The organism is Bariatricus sp. SGI.154 (assembly GCF_050313795.1).
In the GTDB taxonomy this organism is placed as follows: domain Bacteria; phylum Bacillota; class Clostridia; order Lachnospirales; family Lachnospiraceae; genus CAMBRQ01.
On sequence record NZ_JBNPMC010000012.1, the window covers coordinates 1 to 16,553 of the forward strand.

Sequence of the window (16,553 nt, forward strand, 5' to 3'; positions counted from 1 at the left end):
TATCGGCGGACCTTCAGCATCAATTGCTTTGGAAGAATTGGTACTTTGCGGGGCTGATACATTTATCCGTGTAGGAACATGCGGCGGAATCGAATTGGATGTAAAAGGCGGAGACATCGTAGTTGCAACAGGTGCTATCCGAATGGAGGGGACAAGCCGGGAATATGCACCAATTGAATATCCAGCAGTAGCTGATCTGGATGTTACAAATGCACTTGTACAGGCAAGTAAAGATCTGGGATTGACATACCATGCAGGTGTCGTACAGTGTAAGGATGCATTTTATGGTCAGCATGAACCACAGAGAATGCCGGTAAGTTATGAATTGTTGAACAAATGGGAAGCATGGAAACGTATGGGATGCAAGGCATCAGAAATGGAATCAGCAGCATTATTTATTGCAGCAAGCCATTTAAGAGTTCGTTGTGGTTCCAACTTCTTGGTTGTGGGAAATCAGGAAAGAAATGCTTTGGAAATGGATAACCCGATGGTACATGATACAGAAGCTGCAATCAAGGTAGCTGTTGAAGCGATTCGAAAACTGATCAAAGCAGATAAGGAAAGATAATTCCGGGAGGCGCATAAGATGAAGTTTTTATTGAATTTACTGGGCATTGTAGTAGTCTTAGGGATTATTTTCTTATTGTCATGGGACCGAAAAAATATTAAATGGAAAGCAGTATTAAAAGCCATTGTTGCACAATTTATTATTGCAATCTTATTAGTTAAGATTCCGATCGGAAAAATAATTGTGTCTGTTATATCTGATGGGATTATGGCAGTTATTAATTGTGGACAAGGGGGATTGTCTTTTGTCTTTGGAAGCCTTGCAGACAGTGCATCGGCGGGAAGCATTTTCATTGTTCAGACATTAGGTAATATCATCTTTGTTTCTGCATTGGTAAGCCTGTTATATTATATTGGAGTTTTGGGATTCGTTGTAAAATGGATTGGGAAAGCAGTAGGAAAACTGATGGGAACGACAGAGGTAGAAAGTTTTGTAGCAGTTGCAAATATGTTCCTGGGTCAAACAGACAGTCCGATTCTGGTAAGCAAATACATTAAGTCTTTGACAGATAGTGAGATCTTAGTAATCTTGGTTTCAGGAATGGGAAGTATGTCCGTGTCTATTTTAGGTGGATACCATGCGCTTGGAATTCCTATGGATTATCTGCTGATTGCAAGTGCAATGGTTCCGGTCGGCAGTATATTGATCGCGAAAATGTTGCTGCCACAGACGGAAGCAGTACAGTCCATCACGGATGTTAAGATGGATAACAAAGGAAATAATGCCAATGTAATTGATGCTATTGCAGAAGGTGCTTCCACAGGTATGCAGATGGTCATCTCAATTGCGGCATCCCTGGTTGGTATTATTACATTATTCTAAAGGGTATAAAAAATGAGTGAAAAGAGATACAATAGAATTTTTACAATTGTAATTGATTCTTTAGGTGTGGGCGCATTGGATGATGCGTCCGCCTATGGAGATTCCGGAACGGATACATTAGGTCATATTTCTCAAAACGTTGAAGAACTGAAAATACCAAATCTTCAGAGATTGGGTATGGCGAATCTGCATTCATTACATCAGATAGAACCAGTGGAAAAACCGTTGGGATATTTTATGAAACTGAATGAAGCAAGTACCGGAAAAGATACGATGACCGGTCATTGGGAAATGATGGGATTACACATTACAAAACCATTCCAGACATTCACGGAGACAGGATTTCCACAAGAGTTGCTGGATGAGTTGTCTGCTAGAACCGGACGCACAATTATTGGAAACAAGAGTGCCAGTGGTACGGAGATTCTGGAAGAACTGGCGGAAGAAGAAATTGCTACTGGTCATATGATTGTCTACACATCAGCAGATTCCGTATTGCAGATCTGTGGAAATGAAGAAACATTCGGACTGGAAGAGTTATATCGCTGTTGTGAAATTGCCAGAGAAATCACCATGAAAGATGAGTGGAAGGTTGGACGTGTGATTGCAAGGCCTTATGTTGGAAAGAAAAAAGGTGAATTTAAAAGAACGAGCAACCGTCATGATTATGCGCTTAAACCATATGGAAGAACGGTGCTTAATGTATTAAAAGATGCAGGGTTTGACGTGATTTCTGTAGGAAAGATTTTCGACATTTTCGATGGTGAGGGAATTACGGAATCTAATAAATCTAAGAGCTCCGTACATGGAATGGAGCAGACGATTGAGATCGCAAAGAAAGATTTTGAAGGACTTTGTTATGTCAACCTGGTGGATTTTGATGCTTTATGGGGACATCGCCGTGATGTGCAGGGATATGCACAAGAACTGGAAAAATTCGATGTGAAGCTTGGCGAATTCTTGAATCTTCTGAAAGAAGATGATCTGTTAATCATTACGGCTGATCATGGAAATGACCCGACACATACCGGAACAGACCATACGAGAGAGAAAGTTCCATTTCTTGCATATTCACCATCTTTCAAAGAGTGTGGCAGGCTTGAAGATACACAGACTTTTGCGGTAATAGGAGCAACGATTGCGGAAAATTTCGGGGTAGACATGCCGGAAGGAACCATTGGAAGTTCGGTTCTTGAAAAATTAGTATAAAACATGTGGGTAATAGGAGAAAACTTATTACAGAAAGGACAGTTATGGAGAAAAAAGATGTTTTAAAGATTGTAGATCATACATTGCTTACCCAGACAGCTACATGGGATGAGATTCGGCAGATTCTTGATGATGCGATGAATTATGAAACTGCATCTGCATGTATTCCGGCCGCTTATGTAAAACAGGCGGCAGAATATGTAGAAGGCAAGTTGCCAATCTGTACGGTTATAGGTTTCCCAAATGGATATCATACAACTGCAGTAAAGGTATTCGAAACAAAAGATGCTATTGCAAATGGTGCGGATGAAATCGATATGGTAATCAATATCGGATATCTCAAAGACAAGAGATATCAGGAGATCGAAGACGAAATACGTCAGATTCATGAAGCGTGTGGTGGAAAGATATTAAAAGTGATTATCGAGACATGCCTGCTTACAGAAGAAGAAAAAATTAAAATGTGTGAGATTGTTACAAACGCCGGAGCTGAATATATTAAGACTTCCACGGGATTCTCCACTTCGGGAGCAACTTTTGCAGATGTAGAACTCATGAGAAATCATATTGGAAAAGACGTGAAAGTGAAAGCGGCAGGTGGAATTTCTTCTTTTGATGATGCTGAAGAATTCATGAGGCTTGGCGCAGACAGACTTGGAACGAGTAGGCTGGTTAAGATTATGAAAAATACGGACAGCGGGGCAGGGTATTAAGCCCACTTTGGGGACGGGGGTTTTTTCAATTTCCCCCGTCCCCGATTCGATTTAGTGGTTAGTAAATTTTAAAGTTTCTTGGATTTCTCCGTTGCTTTATTAATGCAATCGATAACGGCGCCTCTCATGCCGCCTTTTTCCAGTGCTTCACAGCCTTCAATGGTAGTTCCGCCCGGGGAGGTTACCATATCTTTCAGTTCGCCCGGATGGATGCCCTTTTCGAGAATCATCTTGGCAGTGCCGAGACAGGTCTGTGCTGCGAGGCGGTAAGCAGTTGCTCTTGGAAGTCCTTGTTTTACACCGCCGTCAGCCATTGCTTCAATAAACATCGCAACGTATGCCGGACCACCGCCGTTCAGGGCGCAGGCAGCGTCAATCAGGTGTTCAGGCACCATCTCGATGACACCGATGGTCTTATAAATTGATTTGGCGATGGTAAGTTCTTCGTCTGTAAAATCATTGTCGGAGCATACTGCGAATGCGCCTTCGAATACCATGGCTGGTGTGTTCGGTAATAAGCGAAGGATTCTTGGAGTGCCGTCAATCATGTTGCGAAGACGTTCTACCGTGACACCTGCAACAATGGACATCATGGCTTTGCCATCTAACGATTTCTTACACATGGATAATGCTTCTGCTGCGTTCTGTGGCTTTACTGCCAGAAGGATGATGTCGCTGTTTGCGCAGACATCTTCGTCATCTTTGGCGAGGTTTACACCCCAACTCTGTGCTTTTTCCATCATAGTCGGATTGATGTCGTATACGTAGACGTTTTCTTTGGGGAGGATTCCGCTCTCCAGTGCTCCGTAGAGGATTGCGCCGCCCATGTTGCCACAGCCGATAATTCCTATTTTCTTTGTTATCATAATGTAACCTCCTTTGGTTGGGGACGTAGTAAAATGCACTTTTACTACGTCCCAAATTGACATATGTGGTGTACCCATTTGACATATGTGGTGTACCTGATTGGAAAGGGACAGGGGAAATTCAAAAAGGGACAGGGGGATTTCAAAAAGGGACGCAGCAAATTCATTCTGGGACGGGGGAAATCTAGATTTCCCCCGTCCCCAAATGGAAGTCCCACGCCTTCTGTAAACTTCCTGGTTTCTCAATCAATAATTTCGTTCCCTCTGCCATGCAACGTGCCGCATACAGCATACCTTTCTGTCCGATGCTCATGCCTGCTTGTTTTGCGGCAGCCCAGTGATGGAGAGGAGTGCCTTTACACATGGTTGCGGCACTGATGGTAATCAGGGGAACGGTGTGGCTGACTTCGGAAGCGTCGGTGCCTATAGAGATAGGAACAGGGGCATCTTCCAAAGGCTCCAGCCCGGAGAAATAAGTTCCGCTGTTTACAAGCCTGGCTTCCTCGGTAATCTTGGCTGCAAAGTTTAATTCTTCCTGGGTGTACTCAGGGGTAGGAATCTTAGTCATTGCTTCGTAGTAGATCTCTGTCAGTATCCGGTTGACTTTCATCTCTTTGCAGCTGCCGAGCAGTTCAATGTCCACGGTGGTTCCGGTCATCATGGCAGCGCCTTTGGCGCAGTCATCTACACGCTTGCTGGCATCCTCGGTCCGCGCACGTTTGCTGGAACGGATGAAGTAGTTGGTCTTGGCAAAGTCGGGAACGACGTTTGCGGGCAGCCCATTATCGATATAGGCATAGTGCATCCGCACATCCAGCGGCACATGTTCCCGCAGATAGTTCACGCCAATATTCATAAGTTCTGCGGCATCCAGCGCGCTTCTTCCGTTTTCGGGGGACTTCGAAGCGTGGGCGCTGACACCGTGGAAGGTATAGTTCTTGATATCCTGCGATTGCCAGATATCGTTGCTGATTCGGTTCCGGTCGAATGGATGCCAGGTCACAGCCACATCCAGATCATCGAACACACCGTGGTCATTCATCACAATCTTACCGGACATGATCTCTTCTGCCGGGCAGCCGTAGACACGGATTGTTCCGGGAGTGCGGTTCGCTTCCATATCTGCTTTCAAAGCGCAGGCAGCAGCGGCAACCGCAGTTCCAAGAAGATTGTGTCCGCAGGCATGTCCGAGTTCTGCCAAAGCGTCGTATTCAGCCAAAAATCCCAAAATAGGATTTTGCTGTTCGGCTCCGTTCGTCCAGACAGCGGTAAATGCAGTATCAATTCCTGCAGTCTTATAGGTAAGCTGGAACCCATGCTTTGCCAGGTATTCTGCCAGATACTTAGAAGATAGTGTCTCCTGATAAGCCAGTTCCGGATGGTGGAAGATATAATCGGCTGTTTCGATTAACTCGTGTTCATGGGAACTGATCCAGTTGGCAATAATATTCTTAGTATGTTCAGCGGTAGAGATATCGGTGGTTCTCGCCTTCAAGTTGTCAGTCATATATCTATGCCTCCTTATTTAAACAGCAGGATAGACCCCTTCTAAGACATCCAGATATTCCTGTCCAAATGTATCTGCAAAGTCTTGGAGTGCCAGGTCTACAGCCTTCTGCCCCTCCGCACCCAGAGTCTCAATCAGTGTCTTGCTGATGGTATGTTTGATATGGGCAGTGTGGAAATTAAAGTCCTTCATACAGGAAGTCCCAAGTTCTTTTTTCTTTTTGGTAAGTTCTTCGGACTCCTCCGGTGTCAGGGGATGTCCCCAGTCGAATTCACACCGCTTACCGCCCCAACTCATAGAGGCGGTAACTGGGGTACAGACAAAGTCTGAACGGAATCCCTGGTAAACTGCATTATCAACATTGACACAATAAAGTTTCCCGTATTCTGTCAAATCATGTTTCTTCCAGGCATCGCACCAGGCACATTTGGAAATATATGTCTGGAGGGTAGGCTGTGTTCTTAACTGCCCGAATTCCATCTGACCATCATAGTCCGGCTTCCACTCTCCATAAGCCTGGTTGGTCATGGTGGTGAGTTCATCCCCGTGTGCCAATGCATTGGCAGCCATACGGGCACCGCGCTCATTGCCATAGGTAGTCATGCCCTGGAGGATAGCCTCTTTGCCTTTGTCACCACATAGTTCGATAGCTCTTTTGGCAAGAAATGCGAACAGGATTGCGTGATGTTCTATCTTACAACGAACAGATTCGTTTGCCATAACATATGCTCCTTTCTTGTAACGTAATAAAGTGTCATCCCAATTATACTACAATAGTAAGGAAAATGCATTGAAGACTTGGAAATATATTAATTTTAGAGTAACAGTTCAGCCATAAGCCGGATTGTGGGCGAATCATGCTTGCATGAATGAACACACAATCCGGCTTATGAGCAGAGCGCCATTTTATGAGCAAAAAGAGCTGCGTAGCAGCGGAGAAGCATCGCAGATGCGTTTTGCGAATGGCGCGGGCTGAACTGTTACATTTTAGAGAACAGAACCCGTAAAATACAGGCAATATTATGGCGTTGGAAAGAACAATGGTATATCGGGAGGAAAACAGGTAAAGGCGAAAAACAGCAGGGCGACTACGATCCACATGGAGAACGTTGTACTCTGAGAAGGTTCATTCCATTGCCGTTTACAACAATAACGATAGATTGCAAAGGCAATTAGAATGCTGGAAAAAAAGATGGAAATATCAAAGACAAGATAATTCCGTCCTATCATACCCGTATAAGTATAGAAGAGCATGATGGTAGACCCCATCGCCCCCATTGCTGACAGAAAGCGATAATAGAAGAAACGGATGATCGCGCCTTTGGAACGCAGGTATTCAAGTACCGTTACAAAGAGCAAGGGAAAGAACAGAAGTTTCAAATGCTCCCACACAGATTCATTCACAGGGCAGAAAAGAGCTGTGAATGCCGCATGATCAGACCAATCATATAGGAAATGGTTCAGGAATCCAAGGGCAATAGCGATGATGATATAAGGCTTGTCCTTCTTATTAATCATTCTATTTATTATATTCATGAAAATACACCCCTTCCACTAATATATGTAACTGAGAAAGAAAATATGAGTGAGACAGCCGAGAAGAAATGTAGAATTCTGTCGAACGATTTTCCGTGCCTTAACATCAATATTTCTTGAAGTGAAGATCCGGATATGCTAGAATTAGGTTCACTAAATGAAATACATTCTATTTTTTCATTTGATTAAGGTATCTGCGGCAGATCGCCGAATGGTTCCAATGTTTCAAAAGAGTTTATCATGGCAGGGAGGGATGTCTTTGATTGTCAGCAACTGATTTCCAGTAGTGATGCAAACGTTAATCTGTAATAGGAGGATATATATGAAGGGAAATAAAATTGCATATAAGGGACTGTATTGTCATGTAAATACAAAGGCTGCTTTCATGGATCGGTGTATGAGAGAAGCGAAGATAAAGAATCTGGTAGTCAGTGCGATGATGACGGCTGACAAAAGGGAGAATCTGTTTCAGATCACCGATTCCAGATATGGGATGGTCGAGATGCAGATGGAATGGGATGATATGAATAAGGAGCAGATGTATGATGCGCTGGTAGGGAAGAGATTATCAGCCAGAAAGTTGGAACAGTTCTCGGACGCAGACAGGATGCTGATGGAACCGATTCTGTATATGCATCAAAAAGAGATACAGATTGACAGTATTCCGTTTATTGTCTATGGAATCGTGAGAAATGAACGCAGCCGTACGATGCTTATGGAGGTGACAAGGGATCATGCCGTGCAATACTGTGATGCATACCGGGAGTCTGCGTATTACGGGACAAGGTTTCTGGAATGGTTCCTGCTGGAAGAGAGAAAGGCGGCAAGGATTGCGATAGGTTTTATGATGCTGCTTAGAAAAGAGGAGGAAGATAGCAGCAGATATCAACTGCTGATGGATATCATCTATGCCGGTTATCGCCCGATGAAGAATACGATTAAGAAGATGCATACGTTTCAGGGAGAGAGTCTCAAGGATTATATGTCGTATGATAATTCTATGGAATTAGACCTGTCTCAGATGATGCTGCAGCTGGTAATCGCAGAAGATCTGGAGATTCCGATTATACAGGATTACGAATTCTGCCAGGTAGTATGTATGTTCATGCGCTATGAGAATGGATGGCTTCATGATGGTGGCAGAGAAGAGCAGGATCTGTCGGAAGGCAGGAGAGTCTATCGGAGATTTCTAAAGGAGCATAATCATCCGGAGTCTTATTTTGCAAGTGAATATCTGGAGATGTCAGGAGATGAGGAAGACAGAGTTCAGGAATGCGAGGAAAAAGAGCGGATGCGAGAATTATTCCGTTTGTTTGGTCTGGAACTTCGGATGTTGTCAGGGATATGTCTTGAGAGGAAGGAGGCAGAGAATCTCTGTGCCGTCTTCGAGGAGAAAGAGTGGGAAGCATACAGGCAGTTACTTCTGATTGCAACATTGTGCAAATACATCCGGCAGATTGAGGTATTGTATGAGGCGGATAATCCGGAAGAGATCAGGTATCGCAAATTGTATGAAGAAAAGACCGTGATGCGCCTGGAGTGCGAGATGAGCCATATGGAAGAAAAAGTCGAAACATTAGAGCGGCAGAAACAGGAGAAGGAGTCGGAACTGGCAGTGGCCAAAGTACGGATAGAAAAATTGGAGAATCTGCAGAAAGAGAACGAAGAGCAGTATAAGAAAGAAAAAGAGGAATTGACCGCACTTCGTAATTTTATCTTCCAGATGGGCGAGGAAGAAGAACGAGAGGAAGATGGAATCAAAGATGAGAACCAGGAGTCGGAGATTGACGGATTAGGCAGAAGCATCGTGATCGGCGGTCATCGGAACTGGCAGAAGAAGATGCGGAAGTGCCTTCCGCAAAGCCAGTTCCTGACCTCGGATCATATGAATTTTGATGCGGCTATTCTGAGGAATAAAGAGTACATCATTTTTAACACGGATATTCTTAAGCACGGATTGTATTACAAGATCATGAATGAGAAGAAGAAGGGGCAGAAGGTTTTGTATGTACATGGGAATAACGTGGGGAGGACGTTAAGGGAGATTGCGAACCAGTTATAGTCTGTCAGGTACAGCCTGTATTGTCAGGAGGCTGCGGGCATGGTACGTTGTAATAATAATCAGATTATATGGGGGAAGTGATAAAATGAATGAAGAGATGCAAAACGAAAAAAGGCAGGATGGAAAAAAGCAATTAGAATATGAGAATGTATTAGCAGGAAAGACGGAAGGGATGATAAGAGAGCCGCTGATTGCGTATAAGTCAGAGAGGAAGCAGGGGGAATATACATTAGAAGATTATTATGCTTTGCCAGATGAGAGAAGAGTGGAACTGATAGATGGCGTAATCTACGATATAGCGGCACCAACCCATATCCATCAATTGATTAGCGGTCAGATATTCAGAACACTGACGGATTATATAGACCGAAGTAATGGAACCTGTATTCCGGCATATGCTCCGCTGGATGTCCAGTTGGATTGTGATGATAAGACGATGCTTCAGCCTGATGTCTTGGTCGTTTGTGACAGGAGTAAATTCCGAAAAGGGATCGTATATGGAGCCCCTGACCTGGTTGTAGAGATTCTCTTGCCATCTACTAGAAAGAAGGATTCGTATCTTAAGACGGAAAAGTATGCGAATGCCGGAGTAAGGGAATACTGGCAGGTAGATCCGGAAAAAAGAAAAGTACTGGTATATGACTATGAGCATGATGATTGGCCAGTATTGTATAGTTTCGAAGATACGGTGCCGGTGAGAATCTATGGGGGAGATTGCAAGGTGGATTTTGCGGAGATCTATGAATATGTGAGGTTTTTGTATGAGTAAAAGGAATAGTAAATGAGGGGGAATAAAATAAGGGATAAGAAAATACGGGGACAAGATCAGAAGGCTTTGTCCCCGAACTAAGGTGAAGCAGAAGTTGGAATAGCGTTTGGAAGTGATTGATCGTATATTTCCAAAGTAACTGCAACAGATAGACTTTTCAGAGTAAGTGCAACAGGGTGTTGCATTTACCTTGAAAAATTTCAATGACAAAAAATATAAAAAATTATAAAAAAACACTTGCATTCCCCAAAAAACTGTTATATAATAGCACTTGCGTTAAGGAAATACGTAATAAAAAATTAAGAAATGCGCGATTAGCTCAGTTGGTAGAGCACCTGACTCTTAATCAGGGTGTCCAGGGTTCGAACCCCTGATCGCGCACTTGAAAATCACTGTTTTTGCAGACATTGTGAGCTGCGGGGACGGTGGTTTTTTTTGTGTCATAGAAAATGAAGTTTCTTATGGTATAAAAACCCTCCGGGAGGATGTACGCTCGCGTGAGAGGTAGTATGTTGCAAGCGACCGCGCTCGGCGCATGAATGCGCTTCGCGCATTCCCTTTATGTGAAGAGATAATTCAAAAGTTTATATGAAAAAACGTGATAAAATAACAAAATTCATATGAAAAATGCAAACCAGAATTGAAGCAACAAGAATAATATGATAAATTAAATTCATTGGTAGAGAATACAATGACCTATAGCGTGCCATTGTATTTGATATGGATGCTGGGCAGATATTTATAGAGTGATAATAACGATTATATTTTCGGAAGAGAGTGAACTATGCAGGGAAAGAATGAATTGTATCAGCAGCAGTTTTTTCAAGGCGTATCCACCGATACGCTGGAGAAGTTATGGCAGAAGGGAAATGTCAAAGAATGCGGAAAAGGGCAGATCATCATACGGGCGAAGGAGGACATCGGCAACGTATATATCCAGATATCGGGCAAGTCCATCATCTATAATCTGACGCACACCGGCAAGCGAAAGATTATCTTCGTATTCGGTCCGGGAGTATTGCTCAATGAGCATGTACTGAATACACATCCGGCTTCGCTCTATTGTGAGACCATAGAGAAAAGCCGCGTTTTTGTAGTGCCCGTTCCGGAGTTTCTGCGGTGTATGGAAGAGGATTTCAGTTTGGTTAAAGCGGTTATGGAGACGCAGGAACGGAGAATCTGGCGCCTGGGGCATCAGCTTAAGAACACGATGGGAAGTATCTATCTGGAGCGGAAGCTGGCGGCGAAACTGTGGAAATTGTCCAGGGATTTTGGCGTTATGACACCGGAGGGGATTGAGATAGATATCAATATGTCGATTACGTTCCTGGCTGATATGCTGGGGGCACCAAGAGAGACGACTTCCAGACTGTGTAACACGTTGACAGAATATGGTCTTATGAGGATTCAGAAGAAGAGAATCACGATTGTGAATCCTCAGAAGATGTCAATTTTCTATAAGACTGGGAAAATATAATGAAAATCTATAAGTGTTTAAAAAGTTCTGTGATGTACATCACAGAATTTTTTTGTGCTTATTGTTAAGATATTATCAACAAGAGCATGTAAGATGGGAAAGGAGAAATTATGGGCTATCAACTATCGAAGACAGAGGCCGGGCAGATGTTTCAGGACTGGGTGAAGACTTATGAAATATTCGGGCCGAAATTGATGGAAGGAGAAGGATGTTTTTCTGATACGGACATTATCCGGTATGGGAAGATTACTTCTCTGGACGAGATCGTATGGAATAAGAAATCCGATTATTCTTTCAAAGAGACTCTGCTGGCTATTAATGAGACGCTGTTTTACTTTACAGAAGACCAGACGACGGTACCGAAGGGGCCAGAGAAAGATATTTTAATCTTCTTACGTTCCTGTGATCTGCACGCTGTGAAACGTCTGGATGAGATCTATCTGAAGAATGGATTCGGGGACTTCTATTATGCGAGAGTAAGAGAGCGGGCGAAATTTATCCTCATGGGATGCAAGGAGACCTGCGAATCAGGATTTTGTGTCAGCATGGGAACGAACCGGGCGGATCATTATGACGCATATCTGAAAGTGGACGGTGAGGTCGTGTATGCAGATATTAAGAATCCGGAACTTGAGAAGGCATTGCAATCCAGTCAGGGAAAAGAGTTAGAAAATGCAACCATGGGCAAGGCTGTAGAGGTTACACCGGATTATGTGACAGAGAATAAAGAGAAGGTTACGCTGCCGAAACACCTGTCAAATGAGAGTTTCACCAAAGCAATCTGGCAGGAATACGGAGACCGCTGTATCGGCTGCGGACGCTGTAATTTCGTCTGTCCTACCTGTACCTGTTTCACTATGCAGGATATCTTCTATAAAGATAACCCGAAAGTGGGCGAGCGCCGCAGAGTGTGGGCATCCTGCCAAGTAGATGGCTATACGGACATGGCAGGCGGGCATGGCTTCCGAAAGAGCCAGGGAGACCGGATGCGTTTTAAAGTGATGCATAAGATCTATGATTATGAGAAACGTTTCGGCTATCCGATGTGCGTAGGCTGCGGCCGCTGCGATGATGTTTGTCCGGAGTACATATCTTATTCCAATTGTGTCAACCGTTTAGCAAAGGAGGAAGAAGAATAATGAAAAATGAATATATTCCTCAGTTATCAACGATTCGAGAGGTTATCAAGCATACGGATCTTGAGTATACGTTCCGTATGGAATTCGACGGAGAGGTAAAGCCGGGACAGTTTTTTGAAGTATCGATTCCAAAATATGGCGAGGCACCGATCTCTGTCAGCGGAATCGGCGAGGGAACGGTAGATTTCACCATACGCCGAGTTGGAAAAGTAACCAATGAGATCTTCGAGAATTATGTGGGAGACAGTTTCTTCATCCGTGGACCATACGGCAATGGATTCGAGATCGCAAATTACAGGGGCAAGGAACTGGTAGTTGTTGCGGGTGGAACAGGTCTCTCTCCAGTACGCGGAGTGGTAGATTATTTCGCACATCATACGGAAGAGGCAGTAAGTACAACATTAATCGCTGGATTCAAATCACCGAAAGATGTCCTGTTCAAAGATGATTTTGAGTTCTGGAATGAGCAGATTCAGGTGATTAAGACGGTAGATACTGCGCCGGAAGGATACGAAGGTCCGGTTGGCATGGTTACGAAGTATATCCCGGAATTGAAATTCGAAGATATTAAGAACACAGCATTTATCTGTGTAGGACCCCCGGTCATGATTAAGTTTACTGTAATGGAGATCTTGAAATTGGGAGTGCCGGAAGAGAATATCTGGGTGTCCAATGAGCGGAAGATGTGCTGCGGTCTTGGAAAATGTGGTCATTGTAAGATCGGTTCTACCTATATCTGCCTGGATGGACCGGTATTTAACTATGTTGATGGAAAAGAACTGATTGATTAGGAGGTGACGTAAGTGGGATTAGATATTAATACAAAGAAATTAAAGAAGAATGCATTCCGTGTATCCAAAGTCAGAGGAATCGGTGCATCCAGAATCCGTGTCCCGGGAGGGTATCTGAATGCGGAAGTGCTGGGAATGGTTCAGGAGATCGCACAGACCTATGGAAATGGATATGTACATCTTACCACCCGCCAGGGATTCGAGATTGAAGGAATCCGTTACGAAGACATGGATGAGATTAATAAGAAACTCCAGCCGATCATCGAGAAACTGGAGATTAACCAGACAGATCCGGAGACAGGTTACCCGGCTTCCGGTACGAGAAATATCAGCGCCTGCATCGGCAATAACGTCTGTCCGTTTGCCAATTACAATACCGCTGAACTGGCAAAGAGAATCGAGAAGGCAGTCTTCCCGAATGACCTGCATTTTAAGATTGCATGTACGGGATGTTCCAATGACTGTGCCAAAGCCAGGATGCATGACTTTGGAATTATCGGTATGACGATGCCGCAGTATGATCCGACCCGCTGCGTAAACTGCCAGGCGTGTGTGAAGGGCTGTAAGAAGTTATCCGTAAGTGCCCTGCGTGTTGAGAATTATAAGATTGTCAGAGATGAAGAGAAATGTATCGGCTGTGGCGTCTGCATTACGAAATGCCCAACCCGTGCGCTGACCAGAAGCAAGAAGAAATATTATAAACTTGCGATCATGGGAAGAACCGGAAAGAAGAATCCACGTCTTGGACAGGATTTCCTCGTATGGGCGGATGCAGATAATATTATTAAGATCATCCTGAATACCTACAAATTCGTGGAACAATATATTTCCCCGGATGCTCCGGCAAGAAAAGAGCATATCGGATACATTATTGACCGTGTAGGGTTCGAGGAATATAAGAAGTGGGCATTGGACGGTGTGGAACTGATGCCGGAGACGATCATGAAAGAGTGCGTCTACTGGGACGGCATTCATTTTGACAGATAACAGGCAGGAGAGGGATAGGATTATGAAGAAAATACAATCAACCTGTAATTACTGTGCGATTGACTGCAATCTGGACTTTTATGTGGAGAACAATCGCGTAGTCAAGGCAGTGCCGACGAAAGGGTATCCGGTGAACGATGGCTTCTGCTGTATCAAGGGGCTGTCTTTGGATAAGCAGCAGACGACGGTAAAGCCTAACAGCCTGCCGAAGATTCGGAAGGAAGATGGGACTTTTAAAGAAGTGTCCTGGGAAGAAGGGTTCCGGTATGTGGCAGACAAATTAAAAGAACTTCAGGCAAAATACGGTCAGGAGAGCGTGGCAGGAATCAGTACCGGACAGTTGACAATGGAAGAATTCGCTATATTTGGCCATGTGATGCGTAACTATCTGAAAGCGAATGTAGATGGTAATACACGTCTGTGTATGGCGACAGCGGTCGTTGCACACAAGCAGAGTTATGGATTTGACGCGCCGGGATTCACGCTGAAAGATCTGGAACTGTCAGACCGGATTATTTTCATTGGATCGAATCCGGTGGTTGCACATCCGATTCTGTGGGGAAGAGTGAGACAGAACCAGGTGCCGGATCATAAGATTATCGTCATCGATCCGAGGAAATCAGAGACTGCAATGAACGCAGATTACTGGTATGGACTGAAGTGGAGAAGCGATCTGCTGCTCTTATATACGGTTGCGAATCTGCTCATTGAGAAAGATTATCTGGATCATAAGTTTATCGAAGAGCATACGGAGAAGTTCGAGGAATTCAAAGAGTTCGTAAAGAGTTATACACTGAAACGCGGAGCAGAAGGAACCGGACTTTCAGAAGAACAGATCCTGGAACTTGTAGAATTGATCCATAGTGGAAAGAGAGTCTCTTTCTGGTGGACAATGGGAGTAAACCAGGGATACGAGGCGGTACGTACGGCGCAGGCAATCATTAATCTGGCATTGATGACCGGCAATATCGGCAAGCCGGGAACCGGAGCGAATTCCATTACCGGACAGTGTAATGCGATGGGTTCCCGTTCTTACAGCAATACAGCAGTCTTCTTCGGCGGCGGAGATTTCACCAATCCGGCAAGAAGGAAACGGATTTCAGAAGTGCTGGGAGTGGACGAAGAGATGCTTGCCGAGAAACCGACCAAGACCTATAACCAGATTATCGAGGGCATCAATGCAGGTGAGATTAAGGGACTGTGGATTCTGTGTACGAATCCGAGACATAGTTGGACGAATAACGAGACATTTGCCCAGGCAGCGAAGAAACTGGAGTTGTTCGTGGTGCAGGATATCTATGATACGATTGAAAGTGCGGAAGACTGTACCGTATTCTTCCCGGTAGTGCCGGGACTTAAGAAAGAGGGAACCTATATTAATCTGGAACGTCGTCTGTCGGCAATGCGTCCGGTGCTTGAGCGCGGAGAGAATGAGATCTCCGATTATGAGGCGGTTCTTGGAGTTGGAAAAGCACTTGGAATGGGAGATGCCTTGAAGGGATGGGAGACCCCGAAAGACTGCTTCAATCTCATGAAAGAATGTTCAAGAGGGATGCCTTGTGACATCACAGGCGTGACATGGGAAGGATTAGAGGAATCCCATGGAATCCAGTGGCCTTACCCTGAGGGAAAAGAGGAAGAGAATGCAGAAGAACAGAGACGTCTCTATGGTGATGGCAAGTTCTTTACTCCGTCTAAGAAAGCGCAGTTTATATTCGAAGAGGTACGCGAGAATCCATTGCCGGTTACGGAGGAATTCCTATACGTGCTGAATACAGGACGAGGAAGCGTGGGACAGTGGCATACCCAGAGCAGAACGAAAGAAGTACGGTTCGTAGAGGATGTCTCTGTTAAGAAAGCCTATCTGTATATGAATACAGAACTTGCGAAAGAGTCCGGCATCCAGGAGATGGATGAGGTCCGCGTCTATTCGGTAAATGGACAGGATGCGGTATTCACCGTTAAGGTAACGGAGAATGTGCAGCATGATGAACTGTATGCGCCGATTCATTACGTGGAATGTAACAAACTGACACCGTCGCTCTATGATTCTTATTCGAAAGAGCCATCATATAAGGCGACACCGGTTCGTTTCGAAAAATGTTAG

The 16,553-nt window shown here is 44.4% G+C and carries 15 protein-coding genes and 1 tRNA gene; 12 read left to right on the forward strand and 4 right to left on the reverse strand.

Going from position 1 to position 16,553, the window contains the following annotated elements; translation table 11 throughout:
• The 4 genes from ACQRBN_RS07375 to deoC form a co-directional block, all read left to right on the forward strand.
• A partial coding sequence (locus tag ACQRBN_RS07375; RefSeq protein WP_427738350.1) for a nucleoside phosphorylase occupies positions 1-568 on the forward strand: 568 nt, incomplete at its 5' end.
• Between the two features lie 18 nt (positions 569-586).
• Positions 587-1,390: a Na+ dependent nucleoside transporter N-terminal domain-containing protein gene (locus ACQRBN_RS07380; RefSeq protein ID WP_427738351.1), complete on the forward strand. Its 804-nt coding sequence runs from the start codon at positions 587-589 to the stop codon at positions 1,388-1,390.
• Between the two features lie 12 nt (positions 1,391-1,402).
• The gene (locus ACQRBN_RS07385) at positions 1,403-2,599 is read left to right on the forward strand and encodes a phosphopentomutase (RefSeq protein WP_427738352.1); all 1,197 of its coding nucleotides are present in this window, start codon (positions 1,403-1,405) and stop codon (positions 2,597-2,599) included.
• A gap of 44 nt (positions 2,600-2,643) precedes the next feature.
• Positions 2,644-3,312 (forward strand): deoxyribose-phosphate aldolase, encoded by a 669-nt coding sequence (gene deoC, locus ACQRBN_RS07390; RefSeq protein ID WP_427738353.1) that lies wholly within the window; start codon positions 2,644-2,646, stop codon positions 3,310-3,312.
• Positions 3,313-3,380: 68 nt separating this feature from the next.
• On the opposite strand, the gene proC is transcribed toward deoC, so the two are convergent.
• The 4 genes from proC to ACQRBN_RS07410 all read right to left on the reverse strand — a co-directional run bounded on the left by proC (position 3,381) and on the right by ACQRBN_RS07410 (position 7,221).
• Positions 3,381-4,178 carry a pyrroline-5-carboxylate reductase gene (proC, locus tag ACQRBN_RS07395; RefSeq protein ID WP_427738354.1) on the reverse strand — a complete coding sequence of 266 codons (798 nt, stop codon included), beginning with the start codon at positions 4,176-4,178 and terminating at the stop codon, positions 3,381-3,383.
• A 184-nt stretch (positions 4,179-4,362) separates the two neighbouring features.
• Positions 4,363-5,685: an amidohydrolase gene (locus ACQRBN_RS07400; protein WP_427738355.1), complete on the reverse strand. Its 1,323-nt coding sequence runs from the start codon at positions 5,683-5,685 to the stop codon at positions 4,363-4,365.
• Between the two features lie 18 nt (positions 5,686-5,703).
• Positions 5,704-6,405, reverse strand: coding sequence for an L-2-amino-thiazoline-4-carboxylic acid hydrolase (locus ACQRBN_RS07405; RefSeq protein ID WP_427738356.1), 702 nt, complete (start codon positions 6,403-6,405; stop codon positions 5,704-5,706).
• Between the two features lie 300 nt (positions 6,406-6,705).
• Entirely contained in the window at positions 6,706-7,221 is a 516-nt protein-coding gene (locus ACQRBN_RS07410; protein WP_427738357.1) for a DUF6512 family protein, read from the reverse strand.
• A gap of 322 nt (positions 7,222-7,543) precedes the next feature.
• Between ACQRBN_RS07410 and ACQRBN_RS07415 the strand changes: the two genes are divergently transcribed.
• The 8 genes from ACQRBN_RS07415 (at position 7,544) to ACQRBN_RS07450 (ending at position 16,553) form a co-directional block, all read left to right on the forward strand.
• Positions 7,544-9,283 (forward strand): hypothetical protein, encoded by a 1,740-nt coding sequence (locus tag ACQRBN_RS07415; protein ID WP_427738358.1) that lies wholly within the window; start codon positions 7,544-7,546, stop codon positions 9,281-9,283.
• A gap of 85 nt (positions 9,284-9,368) precedes the next feature.
• Positions 9,369-10,052, forward strand: a complete 684-nt coding sequence (locus ACQRBN_RS07420; protein WP_427738359.1) for a Uma2 family endonuclease — start codon at positions 9,369-9,371, stop codon at positions 10,050-10,052.
• A gap of 308 nt (positions 10,053-10,360) precedes the next feature.
• A tRNA-Lys gene (locus ACQRBN_RS07425) sits at positions 10,361-10,433 on the forward strand.
• Between the two features lie 403 nt (positions 10,434-10,836).
• Entirely contained in the window at positions 10,837-11,529 is a 693-nt protein-coding gene (locus ACQRBN_RS07430) for a Crp/Fnr family transcriptional regulator (RefSeq protein ID WP_427738360.1), read from the forward strand.
• 110 nt (positions 11,530-11,639) lie between these two features.
• Positions 11,640-12,668 (forward strand): anaerobic sulfite reductase subunit AsrA, encoded by a 1,029-nt coding sequence (asrA, locus tag ACQRBN_RS07435; protein WP_427738361.1) that lies wholly within the window; start codon positions 11,640-11,642, stop codon positions 12,666-12,668.
• Positions 12,665-13,459: an anaerobic sulfite reductase subunit AsrB gene (gene asrB, locus ACQRBN_RS07440; protein ID WP_427738418.1), complete on the forward strand. Its 795-nt coding sequence runs from the start codon at positions 12,665-12,667 to the stop codon at positions 13,457-13,459. Before asrA ends, asrB begins: the two co-directional genes overlap by 4 nt.
• A 12-nt stretch (positions 13,460-13,471) precedes the next feature.
• Complete coding sequence (gene asrC / locus ACQRBN_RS07445) at positions 13,472-14,446, forward strand: sulfite reductase subunit C (protein WP_427738362.1); 975 nt, start codon at positions 13,472-13,474, stop codon at positions 14,444-14,446.
• A 22-nt stretch (positions 14,447-14,468) separates the two neighbouring features.
• Positions 14,469-16,553, forward strand: a complete 2,085-nt coding sequence (locus ACQRBN_RS07450; protein WP_427738363.1) for a molybdopterin oxidoreductase family protein — start codon at positions 14,469-14,471, stop codon at positions 16,551-16,553.

What these genes read in the sequence shown, in the direction of transcription:
- ACQRBN_RS07380 (WP_427738351.1), top strand. Translation starts at nt 587, where the DNA reads ATGAAGTTTTTATTGAATTTACTGGGCATTGTAGTAGTCTTAGGGATT.
- ACQRBN_RS07385 (WP_427738352.1), top strand. Translation starts at nt 1,403, where the DNA reads ATGAGTGAAAAGAGATACAATAGAATTTTTACAATTGTAATTGATTCT.
- deoC (WP_427738353.1), top strand. Translation starts at nt 2,644, where the DNA reads ATGGAGAAAAAAGATGTTTTAAAGATTGTAGATCATACATTGCTTACC.
- proC (WP_427738354.1), bottom strand. Translation starts at nt 4,178, where the DNA reads ATGATAACAAAGAAAATAGGAATTATCGGCTGTGGCAACATGGGCGGC.
- ACQRBN_RS07400 (WP_427738355.1), bottom strand. Translation starts at nt 5,685, where the DNA reads ATGACTGACAACTTGAAGGCGAGAACCACCGATATCTCTACCGCTGAA.
- ACQRBN_RS07405 (WP_427738356.1), bottom strand. Translation starts at nt 6,405, where the DNA reads ATGGCAAACGAATCTGTTCGTTGTAAGATAGAACATCACGCAATCCTG.
- ACQRBN_RS07410 (WP_427738357.1), bottom strand. Translation starts at nt 7,221, where the DNA reads ATGAATATAATAAATAGAATGATTAATAAGAAGGACAAGCCTTATATC.
- ACQRBN_RS07415 (WP_427738358.1), top strand. Translation starts at nt 7,544, where the DNA reads ATGAAGGGAAATAAAATTGCATATAAGGGACTGTATTGTCATGTAAAT.
- ACQRBN_RS07420 (WP_427738359.1), top strand. Translation starts at nt 9,369, where the DNA reads ATGAATGAAGAGATGCAAAACGAAAAAAGGCAGGATGGAAAAAAGCAA.
- ACQRBN_RS07430 (WP_427738360.1), top strand. Translation starts at nt 10,837, where the DNA reads ATGCAGGGAAAGAATGAATTGTATCAGCAGCAGTTTTTTCAAGGCGTA.
- asrA (WP_427738361.1), top strand. Translation starts at nt 11,640, where the DNA reads ATGGGCTATCAACTATCGAAGACAGAGGCCGGGCAGATGTTTCAGGAC.
- ACQRBN_RS07450 (WP_427738363.1), top strand. Translation starts at nt 14,469, where the DNA reads ATGAAGAAAATACAATCAACCTGTAATTACTGTGCGATTGACTGCAAT.